Origin of the sequence: Exiguobacterium sp. PHA03 (genome assembly GCF_041945985.1) — a bacterium.
Taxonomy (GTDB): Bacteria; Bacillota; Bacilli; order Exiguobacteriales; family Exiguobacteriaceae; genus Exiguobacterium_A.
Genome location: NZ_JAUTYQ010000001.1, coordinates 72054 through 87877, shown reverse-complemented (window position 1 = coordinate 87877; position 15824 = coordinate 72054). Strand labels below are relative to the sequence as shown.

Annotated in this window: 14 protein-coding genes; 7 read left to right on the top strand and 7 right to left on the bottom strand. The window is 45.1% G+C overall.

All coding sequences use genetic code 11. The features are described 5' to 3' along the window. Nucleotides 1-144: 144 nt before the first annotated feature. The 7 genes from Q7C19_RS00480 to Q7C19_RS00450 all read left to right on the top strand — a co-directional run bounded on the left by Q7C19_RS00480 (nucleotide 145) and on the right by Q7C19_RS00450 (nucleotide 6845). Entirely contained in the window at nucleotides 145-1527 is a 1383-nt protein-coding gene (locus Q7C19_RS00480; RefSeq protein WP_035398439.1) for an MATE family efflux transporter, read from the top strand. Further along, nucleotides 1487-1954 carry an aminoacyl-tRNA deacylase gene (locus tag Q7C19_RS00475; protein ID WP_035409337.1) on the top strand — a complete coding sequence of 156 codons (468 nt, stop codon included), beginning with the start codon at nucleotides 1487-1489 and terminating at the stop codon, nucleotides 1952-1954. The genes Q7C19_RS00480 and Q7C19_RS00475 overlap by 41 nt, the downstream gene beginning before the upstream one ends. A gap of 21 nt (nucleotides 1955-1975) precedes the next feature. After that, nucleotides 1976-2722, top strand: coding sequence for a CDP-diacylglycerol--serine O-phosphatidyltransferase (pssA, locus tag Q7C19_RS00470; protein WP_174316042.1), 747 nt, complete (start codon nucleotides 1976-1978; stop codon nucleotides 2720-2722). A 136-nt stretch (nucleotides 2723-2858) separates the two neighbouring features. Continuing rightward, nucleotides 2859-3614: a carotenoid biosynthesis protein gene (locus Q7C19_RS00465; RefSeq protein ID WP_375091407.1), complete on the top strand. Its 756-nt coding sequence runs from the start codon at nucleotides 2859-2861 to the stop codon at nucleotides 3612-3614. Continuing rightward, nucleotides 3583-4284: a lysophospholipid acyltransferase family protein gene (locus tag Q7C19_RS00460; RefSeq protein WP_290748686.1), complete on the top strand. Its 702-nt coding sequence runs from the start codon at nucleotides 3583-3585 to the stop codon at nucleotides 4282-4284. Before Q7C19_RS00465 ends, Q7C19_RS00460 begins: the two co-directional genes overlap by 32 nt. Next, nucleotides 4281-5357: a glycosyltransferase family 2 protein gene (locus Q7C19_RS00455; protein ID WP_056060018.1), complete on the top strand. Its 1077-nt coding sequence runs from the start codon at nucleotides 4281-4283 to the stop codon at nucleotides 5355-5357. The genes Q7C19_RS00460 and Q7C19_RS00455 overlap by 4 nt, the downstream gene beginning before the upstream one ends. A 15-nt stretch (nucleotides 5358-5372) precedes the next feature. Then, complete coding sequence (locus Q7C19_RS00450) at nucleotides 5373-6845, top strand: phytoene desaturase family protein (protein ID WP_375091406.1); 1473 nt, start codon at nucleotides 5373-5375, stop codon at nucleotides 6843-6845. A gap of 421 nt (nucleotides 6846-7266) precedes the next feature. Here the strand turns inward: Q7C19_RS00450 and Q7C19_RS00445 are convergent, their stop codons facing one another. The 7 genes from Q7C19_RS00445 to Q7C19_RS00415 form a co-directional block, all read right to left on the bottom strand. Next, on the bottom strand, nucleotides 7267-8100 hold the full coding sequence (locus tag Q7C19_RS00445; protein ID WP_056060016.1) for a phytoene/squalene synthase family protein: 834 nt from the start codon (nucleotides 8098-8100) through the stop codon (nucleotides 7267-7269). Continuing rightward, nucleotides 8060-9541 carry a phytoene desaturase family protein gene (locus tag Q7C19_RS00440; RefSeq protein WP_035409351.1) on the bottom strand — a complete coding sequence of 494 codons (1482 nt, stop codon included), beginning with the start codon at nucleotides 9539-9541 and terminating at the stop codon, nucleotides 8060-8062. Before Q7C19_RS00440 ends, Q7C19_RS00445 begins: the two co-directional genes overlap by 41 nt. Further along, complete coding sequence (locus Q7C19_RS00435; RefSeq protein WP_035409353.1) at nucleotides 9538-11028, bottom strand: phytoene desaturase family protein; 1491 nt, start codon at nucleotides 11026-11028, stop codon at nucleotides 9538-9540. The genes Q7C19_RS00440 and Q7C19_RS00435 overlap by 4 nt, the downstream gene beginning before the upstream one ends. A 106-nt stretch (nucleotides 11029-11134) precedes the next feature. Continuing rightward, nucleotides 11135-12133, bottom strand: coding sequence for a class I SAM-dependent methyltransferase (locus Q7C19_RS00430; protein ID WP_290788129.1), 999 nt, complete (start codon nucleotides 12131-12133; stop codon nucleotides 11135-11137). A gap of 139 nt (nucleotides 12134-12272) precedes the next feature. Continuing rightward, entirely contained in the window at nucleotides 12273-12653 is a 381-nt protein-coding gene (locus Q7C19_RS00425; protein ID WP_056060012.1) for a DUF1516 family protein, read from the bottom strand. A gap of 84 nt (nucleotides 12654-12737) precedes the next feature. Beyond that, nucleotides 12738-15281 (bottom strand): HAMP domain-containing sensor histidine kinase, encoded by a 2544-nt coding sequence (locus Q7C19_RS00420; protein ID WP_035409359.1) that lies wholly within the window; start codon nucleotides 15279-15281, stop codon nucleotides 12738-12740. After that, on the bottom strand, nucleotides 15262-15639 hold the full coding sequence (locus tag Q7C19_RS00415) for a response regulator (protein WP_035409361.1): 378 nt from the start codon (nucleotides 15637-15639) through the stop codon (nucleotides 15262-15264). The genes Q7C19_RS00420 and Q7C19_RS00415 overlap by 20 nt, the downstream gene beginning before the upstream one ends. Nucleotides 15640-15824 lie beyond the last annotated feature (185 nt).

The following is a 15824-nucleotide window of genomic DNA, read 5'->3' as shown; positions in this document are numbered from 1 at the left end:
GTGATATTTTATGAAAATCCTTTTAAATCTCTATTTTTTCGATGAAAGACAAAAAACCCTCTTTCATTATGAAAATTGAAGGCGTATAGTTTCAAAAAGATAAAGAAACACTATTCGTTTTATGAAACAAAGGGGATTTATTTTATGAAAACAGTCAAGCAACCAAGCTTATTCCACATTACGTGGCCATTATTCATTGAAATCGCACTGCATATGAGTCTCGGAATCATTGCAACGCTGATTTTAAGTTATTACTCGGATAGCGCTGCTGCGGCAGTCGGCGTATCCAATCAAATTTTGAATATCTTCATCATTTTATTCAATATCACATCGGTCGGTGCAACGATCATCATTGGTCAGTATCTTGGTGCAAGAAAGACACAAAATGCTCGCCAAACTGCTCGATCCGCTTTTGCAATTAACTTGTATACCGGTCTCATCGTTTCTCTGACCGTCGTCTTGTTCGGAAGACAACTTCTTGGATTTTTCTCATTAGAAGGAGAGACCCTCGTTTATGGCGAAACGTTCATTAAGATCGTTGGTTTGTTCCTTTTCTTAGAAGCCATCTCACTGACACTGGGTGCGATTCTTCGGAGTCATGGATTCACTAAAAATGCTATGTACGTCACGCTACTCATGAATTTCGTTAGTGCTTTTGGTAACGTCATCGCTGTTCTTGGACTCTTCGGCATTCCCGTTCTCGGTGTTGCTGGTGTCGCTTGGTCGATCGTCATCGCCCGGACAATCGCTGTCCTTGTGTTGTTCTTTGTCGTTTACCGCAAACTTTCTTTACGTTTTACAGTAAAAGACTTGATTCATTTCAATCGTGAGGATGTGAAACGAATCATGAACATCGGAATCCCATCTGCTGGTGAAGGGATCTCGTATCAATTCTCACAACTCATCATCACAGGATTCATCGCAACAATTGGTGAAGCAGCGTTGTCTGCTCGTGTTTATGTATCAAACATCACGATGCTTTGTTTCCTATTTACGCTTGCCATCGCTCAAGGAACTCAATTACTCGTCGCACGCCAAGTTGGTGCTCAACAATTTGAACAAGCATACGGACGTGCTGTGAAAACATTGAAGATCGCTGTTTTCGCAAGCTTCATCTCAGCTGTCGCTCTTGCTTCATTCGGTTCATCGATTCTATCAGCGTTCACATCGAGTCCCGAAATCATTGCAATCGGTATCCCACTACTCTGGGCAAGCGTCATTCTTGAACCAGGTCGCGCGATGAACATCGTGCTCATGGGAACTCTTAAATCGGCAGGAGATGTTCGTTTCCCTGTCGCCATCGGTATTCTATCGATGTGGGGAATCGCGGTCGTCCTAAGTTATACGCTTGGTCTTGGTTTCGGTCTCGGTTTACTTGGAATCTGGATTGCCTTCTCTGCTGACGAATGGTTCCGTGGCATTTTCGCCATGAAACGTTGGCACGGACGGAAATGGGTCCAATACTCACTCGTCAAAGGAGAAACACATGAGCAAAACGAACGTCGAGAGGCTTCTGAAGCAGTCTAAGATTGACTTTGAATCCCTCACTTATCCTGTTGATCTTGATGATTTATCTGCTGAAGCCGTCGCTAGAAAGATTAATTACCCCCTTTCGACCATTTTTAAAACCCTTGTTTTGAAAATGGTCGAAAATAAATATGTCTTCGTCGTCATTTCGGGGGAAGAAGAACTCTCTCTAAAGGCAGCGGCTAAAGCATTGCATTCGAAAAAAGTCGCGCTTGTTCCGATGAAGGAGTTAGAATTCCTGACTGGCTATATTCGAGGTGGTGTCTCTGCCATCGGTGCTAAGAAGAATTTTCCGGTTCTTTTATCGGATCGTGCTATCCATGAACCATTCATCATCATATCCGCTGGAAAACGTGGACATCAAGTTCGATTGAATCCTCATGATTTTTTATCTTTCACTCAGGGGATTCTCTTTACGAACGGCTGAATTCCATCTCCTAATTATGGTATGATGAGTAGTATCGATGAAGTGGCAGGAGGAATCATTTTGTGGAAAGATCGTGTTCGTAATTCAATACCCAACCTATTTACGTTCGGAAATCTGTATTGTGGTTTTTTAGCCATCGTCATGGCAGCAAAAGGTGATTTTCAAAATGCCACCTTACTAATCGTCATCGCGATGATGCTTGATAGTTTGGACGGACGTCTTGCTCGGATGCTTGGTGTAGCAGGCGACTTCGGAAAAGAACTGGACTCATTAGCAGATATCGTGACATTCGGTGTCGCACCTGCAATGATGGCCTACTATACGTATTTCTACGAATTCGGAGAAGTTGGTTTACTAATCTCTGCTCTGTTCCCGTTGTTCGGCGCATTCCGTCTTGCCCGGTTTAATTTATCGGCAACGAATGTGGCATCTGCTTATTTTTCAGGTGTACCGATTACAGCGGCAGGTGGTATTTTGGCTGTCGTCACGTTGTTTAGCGGACGAATGAACGACTTGATGGTCCCACTTGTCTTCACAGGTCTTGCCTTCTTGATGGTCAGTCGTGTCAAGATTCCAAGCTTTAAAGACATTCCCGTTCCGCGCCATACGTTCGTCATCACCTTTACGTTGCTGTACGTGACGTATGTCATGATTGCGCGTAGCAATGAGTGGTCGACGTTTTGGTTCGTTGCTGTTCCGTTGTATATCGCGTTTCTCCTTTTCTCATTTATCAAAAAGAAGAAGCAAAAACAACATTCAAACGGATGATGATAGGAAGTGGTTCGGTTTCTCTTGCGAGAAGCCGAACCACTTTTTTTATAAGACCGCTTCTCCCTCGCTCGTTTTCAAGATATATGGGTATACTTATGACAGAAGCTATTTTGGAAATGGAGGAATGTCACGCATGGAGCAGTTTCATAAACTTCTTTGGATTTTCTTTTCGATTTGGTTCGCCATTGGCTTGATCTTAGTGGGTTTTTCGTTGCTTCCCCCTTGGCTCGAGTGGGCCAATGCCGTCTTTTTATTCGCTTCCGGCTTATACGCAGCTCTCTATTTTTGGCATGTCTTACCGAAGGGACGTCTTGTCATCCTCTTTATCTTTTTTGGTTCGATCATCATTGAGTCGATTGGGGTCCATACCGGTTGGCCGTTCGGAACATATCGTTACGAGTCGGATTTCGGTGTCCAGTTATTAGGTGTGCCGATTACGATTGGGGCTGCATGGTTGTCGGTCATGGGTGCGAGTCTCGCTTTCTCCCGTTTGTTCTCATTTCGCTATAGTACACTGATTCTCGTTCCATTGTTTGCCGTTTGGCTCGATTTAGCGATCGATCCTGTTGCTGCTAACGTGAAATCGTATTGGCTTTGGCAAGACGGTGGCTGGTATTACGATATTCCGACACAGAATTTCTTCGGGTGGTATGGAACGGCGCTTGTCTTTTCCTTTTTCATCAATCGCTATCAAGTCAAAGCGACGGATGCCGCACTCGAACAAAACAATCAGTATCTCTTTTTGATGTTGCACACTTTATTCGGTGTAACAGCAGGAGTTGCTGGTCTCTATGGCGTCACTTTGGTCAGCTTAAGTGCGTTCATCGTCTATTTCATTGTGAAACGAGGGGTTATCGTTGAAAGAAGCAAACAAAAGCAAATTAGCTGAATCCGTATTTCATGCGTATGTTGATCATGCTTTGATTCAGCGTCATTTTCACCGTGTCTTATATCGAGCAGACGATTTACCCGTCCCAGGACTCATGCTTGCTACGCATAGTTCTTGGTGGGACGGTATGATTCTCTTTCATTTAGATCAAACCTGTTTCCATCACGACCCCTATGTCATGATTGACCAGGCAGGACTCGCCCGTTTTCCATTCTTCTCCCGTCTCGGAGCTTTCTCTGTCGACCGGACATCGTTCTCTGATATCAAGAAAAGCCTTCAATATGCAAAAGCACGACTCCAAAACGGCAGCAGCGTCTGGATGTTTCCTCAAGGTGAGGAACGGCATCAAGAAGAACGACCGATGCACTTAGCAAGTGGAGCAACGCAATTAATGCGTCATGCGGATACCGTGTCTCTCGTCGCCTTCTACTATTCGTACGGACATGAACAGCAACCGGATGTCTATGTAAGGACGCGTCGCTTTTATCCATTGTCTGACGAACGATCCAGTGTCCAAGTAAAACGTCTGACAGTAGAGCTAACAGCACTATATGACGACATACGAGCAGATGCGATGGCAGAGCGTGTTGATTTGTATCGCTGTATCTCAAAACGAAGGGAACCACTCCCTGCGCGAACGGAGCGCTGGTTACGGGCACTTCGGTCATGAGTTGGTTCTTTTTTTTCCTCGCTCTAGCTGTCTGTCTCTACACATGGGTCAATTTAGCTTTTTTACCTCGATTAACGGATGCCGTTCAACCAGATAGTCTAGCAATCTGCATCCCGTTACGTAACGAGGAGCGCAATGTACGAAAATTATTAGACGCACTGGAACCCGCTTTGACATCAGGTATGCACGTCTACTTATATGAAGATCGTTCGACCGATCGGACGCGTGAGTTATTGCTCGATCGGATTGGTCAAGACAATCGTTTTACGGTGATTGATGGTCTTCCCTTACCAGTAGGCTGGGCAGGAAAGGTCCATGCGTGTCATCAACTCGCGAGACGAACGACAGAGGACTATCTCTTATTTCTCGATGCTGATGTGACACTGACACCTGATGCAATTTGTCGCTTATACGGAACGTTACGAACAGAACGAGCCGTTTTCCTTTCTGGTTTTCCGTCATTTCCTGTACCGACGTTTCTCGGGAAGTGTTTGATTCCGATACAACATGTTCTTATCGCACAGCATCTTCCGATTCCGTTTCGCAAGGTGAAACATCCGGCTTTTGCCGCTGCGAACGGAATGGTCGTCCTCGTCGAACGACATGCTTACGAACAAGTCGGTGGACATGACAGCATTCGAACGGCTCTTGTAGACGACCTAGAGCTTTGTCGTACATTTAAACGACATGGATGGACAACGACACTTGTCGAAGTCGCCCCAGTTGTTTCTTGCGACATGTACGCCACGAATGAAGAGGTCTGGCAAGGTTTTCTAAAGAATGTCTTTCGTGGGATGAACGATTCCTACGTCGTCGGATCATACTTTCTACTCTTTTACTTGATTCAAGCAAGTGTCCTACCTTATCTCATCCTTCACCCATCCTGGCAGATGGGTGGCGCACTGATTCTTCTTTACTTAGCAAGATTCCGGATCGATCGTGCGGCACAAATCCGACATGTTTGGTGGCTTCACCCACTGGCGGTACTCCTTTATGTCATCTTGCTAGCCAGTGCGATGATTCGAAGCTTTAGGAAACGGGAAATCACATGGAAGGGTCGAACCTATTCATAAGGAGGAATCAATAGTATGAAACATATAGCTGTCATCGGAGCCGGTCTTGGTGGACTCAGCGCCGCCATTTCATTAGCGGCAAAAGGGTTTCGTGTCACTGTCGTCGAGCGTAATGCACATATTGGCGGCAAGATGATGCCGGTCGTCACAGAAGGACATCGCTTCGACTTCGGACCGAATACGATCACAATGCCGGAAGTCTTTCAGTCTGTCATTCTCGAGTCCGGAGCAGATCCCGATGAATACTTTACATTTACGAAACTCGAGCGCCATACGATCAATCACTTTTCAGACGGACGCACGTTAACCTTTTCGTCTGGGCGAGAAGCGATGCGAACAGAAGTAGATCGTTTCACGAACGGTCAGTTGGCGAAAAACGATATTACCGGTTACCAAGAGGAAGTCGCGAAGTTGCATACGATCGCCAAACGACAATTTTTCACAAATATCGATTCATATGTCCGCCCTTCCCTTTGGCGTGACATGCTAAAAGTGCATCCCTTTCAAAGTCTCCATGGACTGCATAAACACTACTTTAAGGATAAAGAGTTAATTCAGGCACTTGATCGTTATGCGACATATATCGGGAGCAGTCCGTATCAAACACCTGCTACCTTCAGTTTAATCGCTCATTTAGAACTAAATGACGGCGTCTACTTCACGAATGGCGGCAATACAGCAATCGCAGAAGGATTCGCTCGACGTGCAAAAGAACTCGGTGTCGTCTTCCGGCTTGGAGATGAGGTGACCCAGATCGAAGTCGTCGACGGACAAGCAACGGAAATCGAATTGAATCATTTAGAGTATCTACCCGTCGACTTCGTCGTCATGAACGGTGATTTGTTGACACAATATCCACGTCTGATCTCAGAAACCGCACGACCTGATTTTAAAAATCCGACGCCTGCTCAAGTCGAACCGTCCATTTCTGCCTATGTCCGTTGCATCGGTCTCTCACGGCGAATCGAAGGACTGGCTCATCATAACGTCTTCTTCTCTTCAGATTACGAAGCAGAGTTCAAAGCACTTTTTGATGAAAAACGTTATGCGGAGGAACCGACGATCTATATCTCCAATTCTTCCGTCACAGCCCCAGAAATGGGACAAGCGGGTGACAATCTGTTTGTACTCGTCAACGCGCCTGCTACAGATACTGGACATGCGATTGATTTTGATACGTATGATCAACTGATCAATCAACGGTTGCAGTCGTTTGGAATTGATATTTCATCAGATGTCGTCTACGAACAACGGGTCACACCACAGGATATCGAACAAACCTTCTTTGCTTATCACGGCTCGTTGTATGGCTTGTCATCCAATGGCATCCGGTCGTCTTTCCTCCGTCCGAGCAACCGTTCAAAGAATGTTCACAATTTGTTTTTTGCCGGTGGATCAACGCATCCTGGTGGTGGTAGTCCAATGGTGACGCTTTCAGGAAAATTAGCAAGTGAACGAATCGTCTCTGCTGTCGCCGCTACCCTGTGAACGTTATGTGAATTGCATATCAATCACTTGTACGGACAACTAAGATTTGATACGATTACTTCGAGTTCAAGAGGTAGTGATTGACCCCACATCCTCAATCAAGCGCAAGGTGACTTCCCCGAGTCAAGAGCGTTGAAGAACTTACTTTTTCTAACCAGCGAAATCAAATGGGACCCACCCATTTCATCACGTGACTCATCGTGTGTCCATTCGCATGACTTACGACGTTCCCCCTTAGATCGTCTCATCCGAATGGTCCACAGATAGCTCGATAAAGAAAAGACCATCCCCGTGGTCGAAACAGACCTATCTCGTAGTCCAGATGTTCGCTCTGGTGTAGAAGTAATCTGAGACTCCCCGGTCTCAGACCATAGAAAAAAGACCTTGGTCCCCGCCAAGGTCTTTTTTCTATGGTCTTGTATTAAATCGTTGCGAGCAACTTCATCTTTTGCCAACGGCTGACGTACGCCCGCTTCGTAAAGACGTCGTAATGATTATCCCGTGCCGCATCGAGAATACCACGGTATAAGAAGGCAGCTGCCTTTAAAGCGCGTCTGCTCTCCCGCGGATACCGATCAAACGATGGAATCGCCGCATCATACAGATGCTCTGCTCGAAGTGCAACCTCTTCCCAAAGACCAATGAAGTCTCCTGAAGGGCGACCAGCGAGTAATGACTCCGCTGTGACACCATATGTCTCCATCCATGAATGGGGCAAGTAGATGCGGCCGCGTTTTGCATCTTCTCCGACGTCTCGCAATATATTCGTTAGTTGCATCGCGATTCCAAGATCAATAGCAGATTTACGGAGATCAGGCTGTTGCGGTGCAAGGATGGGCAACAACATCAAACCGACAGTACTCGCTACGTAGTAGCTGTATTGCTCTGTCTCCTCAAGCGTCTGATAACGATTTTTCTCGATGTCCCAACGCATACCTTCCGCGAGTTCGAGAAAGGGTGTCTCATCCATTTCGTAACGTTCAAATACATCTGCTAACGCAATCCATAACGGTTTATTTAGTACTTCACCATTGCGGAATCGTTTGAATTCATTCAAGAAAGCTAGTAAACTCTCTTTCGGCGTATCCGACTCATCGACGGTATCGTCAAGGAACCGGCAAAATGTATAAATCGCATAAACAGCTTGTCGATCTGCTTTTGGTAAGAGTGAAAAGGCTTTATAGAACGTTTTAGATCCGGACTGAATGACTTCCTCACATTTGATATACGCGTTCTGGATCGTCACTGAATTCATGTTTCCACCCCATCTCTTGTTCCATTCGGTTTACGAGTATCGTTGCGCCCATCATGACGACTGGTACTCCTCCACACGGATGCACCGATGCACCGACGGCATATAGTCGATCGATATCTGGATATGGTTTTGCCTGTGTCTTTAAGGCAGCTGATTGACGAATCGTCGGAGCAATTCCAAAACTGCCACCTTCGTATAGTCCAAATGCCTGTGCATCATTCGGTGTACGAATCTTCATTTCTTGTATCTTTTCCCGAAATCCCGGATGATGATGCTCGATTTTTTCGAGTACGGTCTCGACGAAGTCTACTTTTTCATAATCTTTCACACCATAGCCACGGGGAGAAGGAATTAATGAATAGACGACGCTATCGTCCGTTCCTGTTAAACTACGATCAATCTGACTCGGATGGAACAGATAGACTGCCGGATGTTCAGGTAATCGTCCTTTTTTAAAGATGTTTGTCATGAGTGGTTCCAAGTCATTCGGCATCAAAAATCGATGCACCGGTAAGTCAACTTTCCCTTTCATCTTGAAATACAGCAATAGCGTCCCGCCTGAAGGAGTATATGTTTTAGGTTGTTTACCTTCCACAAGACGTTCCATTAATGGAAACTCTCCATTTAGTACGATTTGATCGAATGCTTCATGTGTTCCACCTTGTAAGACGATTTCCTTCGCCTGTCCCTGGTCAACGACGACTCGTTCAACGGGTGCCTCGAAGACGAACCGGACACCTCGTTCGACTAATGTGTCATACATGCGTTCAGCAAGTGAGAAATAACCGCCTTTTACATACCAGACACCTTCTGCTTGTTCCCGGTATGGAATCAAACCATAGATGGATGGTGTCGTATACGGATTTCCTCCGATATAAAATGTTGGGAAACTGTATGCCATGCGCAAATATTTACTCTTGAAGTATCGCTTCAAATGATCATGCGCTGTCTCTAAAGCGTGCATCTGTAATAATGGACGCATCATTTCTGGATGCAACAGCTCCGTTTTCCGACGATAACCACGTTCTAAAAATTTCGATACACTCGTCTTATAATCCTTTTCTTTTTGATGCATGAATTCATAAAATCCACGACCTTCGCCGAATTGGCGTTCGATCGCAATGGCTTGGTCCACGACATCAGATACTTTCGTAACGACGGTCCCGTCGTCGAAGTGAAGGTCATACAATGGATCCACCCGTTCGAGTTTTACTCCCGTCACGCCTGCTTCTGCCAACTGCTCTTTCAACTTACCTGGCATCAGGACGATTGTCGGACCTTCATCGATGCGTCCACCGGATTCAAAATCGACGGATCGTAATCGACCACCGACATGCGCTTCTTTTTCAAAAATCGTAATCTCGACTCCCGGATGTCTTGCTGTCAGCAAAAGTGCTGCATGCAGTGTTCCGACGCCTGCTCCTACGAATCCTATTTTCATGTCCGCACCCCTTCTTTTTTGAGCACGAGTTCTGCCGTAATACGCGCGGATTCGAAGATTGTTGGTAAGCCGCTCCCTGGGTGTGTGCCTCCCCCGACAAGATACAAGTGATCCAGCTCTTCAAACTGGTTATGCGGTCGGAAATACATCATCTGTGTCAACTGATGCCCAAGGTTAAACGTCGCTCCTTGATGAATCCCCATCGCTTCCCAATCGTCCGGCGTGAACATCTCTTCGACTTCGATTGCCGCTTCAATCCCTTGATACGGTGAACGCGTTTCAAGCGTATCCAGAACACGTCGACGTAATTTTGGTCCTTCGATCGACCAATCGAGTTCCGAGTAGTTGTTCGGAACCGGAACTAACACATACATGGCGGACTTTCCTTCAGGTGCTAGTGTCGGATCAAGAACGGATGGATTTTGAACATAAAATGAAAAATCATCGGATAATTCTAAAGTCTGCGTCATCTCGCGAACGTTTTTCTCGTAGTCTTCCGCAAAATAAATCGTGTGATGTGGCGCATCGAATGTCCGATTGACGCCAAGATACAACATAAACGTCGAACACGAGAATTTTTTGCGATCAATTTTTGGTCGGGACCATTTTTTCAGTACTCCTTCCGGTACAAGGTGATTCATCGCATGTGCGAAATCAGCACCGACGATAACTTCATCAAATAACTCATGCTGACCTGACTCAAGGATGACCCCTTCGACGACTTTGCCGTTTAAGATCAATTGCTTGATGCCTGTACCTAACTGAACCGTTCCACCGAGTTCTTCGATGGCACGTTGCATCGCAAGTGGCACCTGATGCATCCCACCAATCGGATGATGGACACCGTATGCATGTTCCATGTAAGACAAGATGGAGAAACCTCCTGGGCATTCCCAAGCCGACATCCCTAAGTACTTCGCTTGGAACGTAAAGGCATACTTCAGTTCTTCGCTCGTGAAATAGTCGGACAAGACATCATAAAGTGATCGCCCGAGTGAGAGACGCGGAAGTGCTGTTAAGACACGCGGTGACAAGTAGTCCGTTAATCGGTCATGACGTGTCTGTAGAATCGGCATCAACTTACCGAGCTTTAACGCTTGCTCTGCCATGAATCGATCGTACCCTTCCCCATTTCCCGGAAAGTGGCGCTCGATCGTCTCTTTCATCCGGTCCCGATCCGTCGTCATCGTAAACTGTTCTGTTCCACCTTTGAAATAGAGTGTATACATCGGATCAAGTGCCTTTAGATCTAAATAATCTTCTAACCGTAGACCGGCTTCGTGAAAGACGTTTTCTAAAATATGCGGCATATTAAGAAAAGTCGGTCCTCGATCAAATGTGTATTCACCTAGCTTGACGGCAGAAGTTCGTCCACCGACTTGCGGTTGTTTTTCATAAACGGTGACGTCTACTCCTTTTCCTGCTAATAACAAGGCACATGCAAGTCCCCCTGGTCCTGCTCCTATCACTGCTACGCGTCGCTTCACCCAAATCTCTCCTTTTTATCTCTCATCGTTTCAACTATTATACTAAGCACATAGTAAGAGCGACAAATTTGAACTGTCTTCCAACTGTAAAAACGCCAGACTTCGCTTAGGAAGTGGCGTTTGCAGTCACGATATACCAAGCACCTTCTTTTAAGAATGGTGTGATCGAAATATTTCCAAACCCAGCTTTCGATAAATCTTCTTTCAATTCTTCCTGGCTTGGTAATGGATACAAATTCTCATGCAGTGTCATAAAGGCATTGAATGCTGCTGAGAACGGTGCACCATGTGAACTGTCACGAAGTGGAGTGACGAGAATGACTGTTCCATCATCTTTGACAAAACGGCGTACCCCTTTTAGTAAAGCAAGACGTTCCGGTTGTGGGAAGTAATACAAAATATTATTCATCATGACACCATCATACGTTTCTTTTACGTCAAACGTTTTGATGTCTCCGACGACGAAGTCAATCTCTCCGCTCGTATCTCGTCGTTTTGCTTCTGCAATGACCGATTCTTCGATATCGATTCCAGCGAGTCGCAAATCAGGCAACGCCTCATGAATTTTGCGAAGATAACCGCCATAGGCACAGCCGATATCGAGCAGTGATGTCAGATTGCGACTTCGAATGATATGACGTACAGCCGGGAAAGCAACGGTCTCGACAAGTGCCGACGTTTCGGCAACGATGTCGCCATGTTCTTCTCCATTAAAGACTTTCTGTTGCCCCTCTTCTAGGAATTGTGGATAAGAGAACAAGGCGGGTAAATGTAGCTCCATCATCTCAGATAACATAAAACCGATACTACGATCGTCTGATTGAGAAAGTTCTGGCAATACATGACGCGTCGCCGTATAACGTAAATCTTTTTTCTTTAAATGACCGACAGCTACGCCAACCTCAAACCAGCGGGATAACGCTTCCTGTGTCAGCGGACGTCGCATCCGTAGTTGCGCTTCCGCCTGCGTCGCTCCCGATTGAAGAGCATCGAATAACCCATATTTATAACCGATGTATCCATGCCAGAGTGGTAACACCGGTTCTGCGCGTTTCATCCATTTCCGTGCCCGGAAGACCTTCGTCCATTCCTTCAACTGTGCCACAAGCGTTCCCCTCTCTACTGTGTAATACATCCCTTTTCCCAAATAACAACCACTTGTAAACAAAAATTACTAGCAGACACGACAAAAAGAGTCCTTTCGACCCAAAAGGTCGAAAAGGACTCTTTGATTTCGCATAAAATCAGAAAAACTTCATACCGTATGGAAGCGAATAGCCAAGGAATACTGTCACAAGGACAAGCACGATGAATCCGATGACGAAACCGGAATAGGCTTTTCCTTTTTTGACACGAACGAGTGTCAATTCTCCGAAGATGAGCGTCAAAAGACCTGCTGTGATCTTCGCATGGTAGAGTGGATCTGGATTTTCAGACACCCCCATGATTTTAATGTACAGGTAAAGACCTGTCGCGAACGTCAATAAAAGCAGAAGACGGAACGCCATATGAATGCCTTTTGCGGCTTTCTTATTGTTCTTGTACATCGAAAACGCGACGAAGAACGTAACCAATAAAAGTACCCAAAGTAAGACGTGTGTGTGAACGAATGCTGTGATTGGCATTTCATTTCCTCCTTTCTTTTCCTATTTCATCGTATCTGATTTCCGTACGAACACCTAGTGTTATTTTGTTGCTATATGGTTTATTCAGGAGATTGTCACATGTGTGGACTGAACGAGTGGGAATTTGACAGTGAAAAGACTCCCTTCTCTTACGACCGATTCCACATGAATTTCTCCCCCATGACCGGTGACGATTTCTTTACAGATGGCTAGACCAAGGCCCGTACCACCGATTTTCCGACTATCCGAGTTATCGACGCGGTAAAACTTTTCGAATAGACGACTGAGTGATTGTTTCGGAATCCCGATTCCCTCATCCCGAACTTGAAGAATGACTTGATCACGTGATGTCGTGAGTACGACATCAATCGCACCACCAGATGGTGAGTATTTCACCGCATTATTCAATAAATTATTGAGTAACTGTCTGATTTTTTCTTCATCTGCTTCAATGACAGGCAACTGATTTCCTTCGTGACGGAACGTAATCCGGTGGGCTTGTGTCGAAGCCGCATAAAAGTGTGTCGTTTCTTCAGCAATCGCATGAATGTTCACAGATGTCTTTTTGTACGATTGTGTACCTGACTCCATGCGCTGGACGTCTAAGAAATCGTTGACGAGATTCGCAAGACGTTCTGTTTCGGAATGGATCGTCCGTAAGTATCGATCTTGGCGCGATTCTTCAATATCTCGATTGAGCATGAGCTCTGTAAAACCATAAATCGAAGAAAGCGGTGTTCGAAGTTCATGAGATACAGTCGAAACGAGTTCTGATTTCAAACGATCCATTTCGGTTTCTTTCGTCACATCCCGCATGACAAGCATCGTTCCTTTATGCACCTGATGAATGTGAATCACCTCGACATAAAATTGAATGAATACCGTTTCGTTTCTAATCGAGAACTGTAGACTATCTGTCGGTAATTCTCCACGAAGAACTGAATCAACATATCGACTGAAGTTTTCCGGTTCATCGACGACGGATTGAATGACTTCTAAGCATGTTTGAAGTGTTTCTTGTTCCGCCTGGACACCATATCGCAGTTCCGGGAATAGATCGTACAGTGGTCGATTGACGAAAACCTCTTCTTTCCCTGGCTCAAGATAGATGACCGCTTCACGAATTGAATCGAGAATCCGTTCCGTTTTCGTTTTTTCTCTCGTCATTTCGTCAAACAAACGCATCCGGAGAAGGGATAACGACAATTGACGAGAGAAGGACATGACATCCCGCATCTGTTCATTCGTAAACTGATCGCGGTAACGGACCAGATAGATATACGCGATGATATCATCTGCGGTTGGATCGAGAATCGGCACAGCCGTTTCATACATATAGTACGGGTACGGTAACGGATGATTGCTCACGACTTGTTTAGAGGAGTGAACTGGTGTCTTGAGTGATTCTGCTCGTTTTAACAGTGACGCATCGTTTTGAAGTAACTGCTCTGCCAGTTCATCCGTCATACCATAGGTGACGACGGAATAACTCTCTTCCTCATCGACGAATACTAATGCACCAATTTCAGAATCCGTGATCGTGACGAGCTTCTCGATGATTTCCGGATAAGCGGTCAACGATTCACGTGCCGCGAGCGTCTCTGTCAGATCATTCCGGTACTGAAGGTGTTGTTCATTGCGCATCGTCAGTTCCAATGCTTCTTCAAGTTCCTGTTGTTGTGCTTGCAATTCTTCTTGCTGCGCTTGTAATTCTTCCTGCTGGGCTTGCAACTCTTCATTTTTTGCCAATAGATGCTGTTTATTCTCAGAAATCGAACTTGCCATCTGATTAAACGATAGTGCTAAAATACCAATCTCATCTTTACGATTCGGTACTTTGACGCTTAAAACATCTTCACCATTCGCAAGCCGTTGACTGTTCTTAACGAGAGACAATAATTCAATCGTGATGCGACGAATGAATGGATAGATGAAGAAGATCAAAACAGCGATCAAAACGACGATATTCGCTAACCAAATCAGTTGCGTCGTTCGGATTTCCTGCTCCAATTGATCACTTGTCCGTTGTGCCCAATCTTCCAAAAATTCACGATAACCGCCGAGTGCCAGTTCACTTTTATTAATCTCTGATAATACATCGATGTTTCCTTGACTATCTAACTGAATCTTTCCTTCAGTTAACAACTTTTGACCGAGTGGCAATTCGGCTAGCGTCGTTCCTTTCAAGAAGGATTCTGTAATATCTCCTGACTCTTTCGCTTTGACATAGGATTGAACAAGCGGCAAGATTGCATCGAAATAGTATTGATATAGTTCTCTCGAGGACTGGGCGAATGCCTTTCCTTGATCGTAGATTGCATTTTTTTCGAACCAATCCGTTTGCTGAGCAATCTTATCTTGTTGAGCCATAACTTGGGTATATAATTCTTCATTTCCCATCAAGGCATAGCCACGCATGTTGAATTGAACATCCTGCCATTCTTCCCATAGAGCCCCTGCGCGTGCACTGCGATCTCGGATGTCTTCTAATTTCGCCCGTGTCGCTTGCAATTTCGTATCCGTGTAGTTGTAGACGATCAATGATGAAATCATCAATGTAGCTAATACGACATAAAAGGATGCCATAAGTTGGCGTCCGATTTTTCGATTAATCCACTTGGTGATCACTCAATATTCCTCCTACTACATCAATCAACTCAAGAGGACTAAAGGGTTTCGAAAAGAAGTAGTTTGCACCGATTTCTTCCGCGCGCTCTCGATCAGATTGTTGACTTTTAGCGGTCAACATCATAATTTTCAAGTGTTGCTTATCTGGATGTTGTCGAACTTTTTCGATGACTTCGATTCCTGTCATCCCAGGCATCATGTAATCCAACAGAACGAGGTCATATTCCGTGTTCATGATTTTTTGATATGCCTCGTCTCCGTCCGTCGCTTCATCAATCGTATATCCTTCATCTTCTAGTGTATCAAGTACCAACATACGTAAGACATCTTCATCTTCTGCTAATAAAATACGTGCCATCTATTAAAACCTCCCAAAATTATCCATCATTAAAGTGACATATCTTCTTTATTTTACACAGTTTTTTCACAATAAGAAACGGAAATCACTCCATACCTTGATTTTATTCCTTTATTCCTCATCCCTCTTTCGAACTATACTAAAACCTCCCTCGCCTCTACCTGAAGTAGGAGGACAAGAGAGGT

Excerpts from the sequence above, each read along its gene's own strand:
- Q7C19_RS00480 (WP_035398439.1), top strand. The coding sequence starts at position 145 with ATGAAAACAGTCAAGCAACCAAGCTTATTCCACATTACGTGGCCATTA.
- Q7C19_RS00475 (WP_035409337.1), top strand. The coding sequence starts at position 1,487 with ATGAGCAAAACGAACGTCGAGAGGCTTCTGAAGCAGTCTAAGATTGAC.
- pssA (WP_174316042.1), top strand. The coding sequence starts at position 1,976 with ATGATGAGTAGTATCGATGAAGTGGCAGGAGGAATCATTTTGTGGAAA.
- Q7C19_RS00465 (WP_375091407.1), top strand. The coding sequence starts at position 2,859 with ATGGAGCAGTTTCATAAACTTCTTTGGATTTTCTTTTCGATTTGGTTC.
- Q7C19_RS00455 (WP_056060018.1), top strand. The coding sequence starts at position 4,281 with ATGAGTTGGTTCTTTTTTTTCCTCGCTCTAGCTGTCTGTCTCTACACA.
- Q7C19_RS00450 (WP_375091406.1), top strand. The coding sequence starts at position 5,373 with ATGAAACATATAGCTGTCATCGGAGCCGGTCTTGGTGGACTCAGCGCC.
- Q7C19_RS00445 (WP_056060016.1), bottom strand. The coding sequence starts at position 8,100 with ATGAATTCAGTGACGATCCAGAACGCGTATATCAAATGTGAGGAAGTC.
- Q7C19_RS00440 (WP_035409351.1), bottom strand. The coding sequence starts at position 9,541 with ATGAAAATAGGATTCGTAGGAGCAGGCGTCGGAACACTGCATGCAGCA.
- Q7C19_RS00425 (WP_056060012.1), bottom strand. The coding sequence starts at position 12,653 with ATGCCAATCACAGCATTCGTTCACACACACGTCTTACTTTGGGTACTT.
- Q7C19_RS00415 (WP_035409361.1), bottom strand. The coding sequence starts at position 15,639 with ATGGCACGTATTTTATTAGCAGAAGATGAAGATGTCTTACGTATGTTG.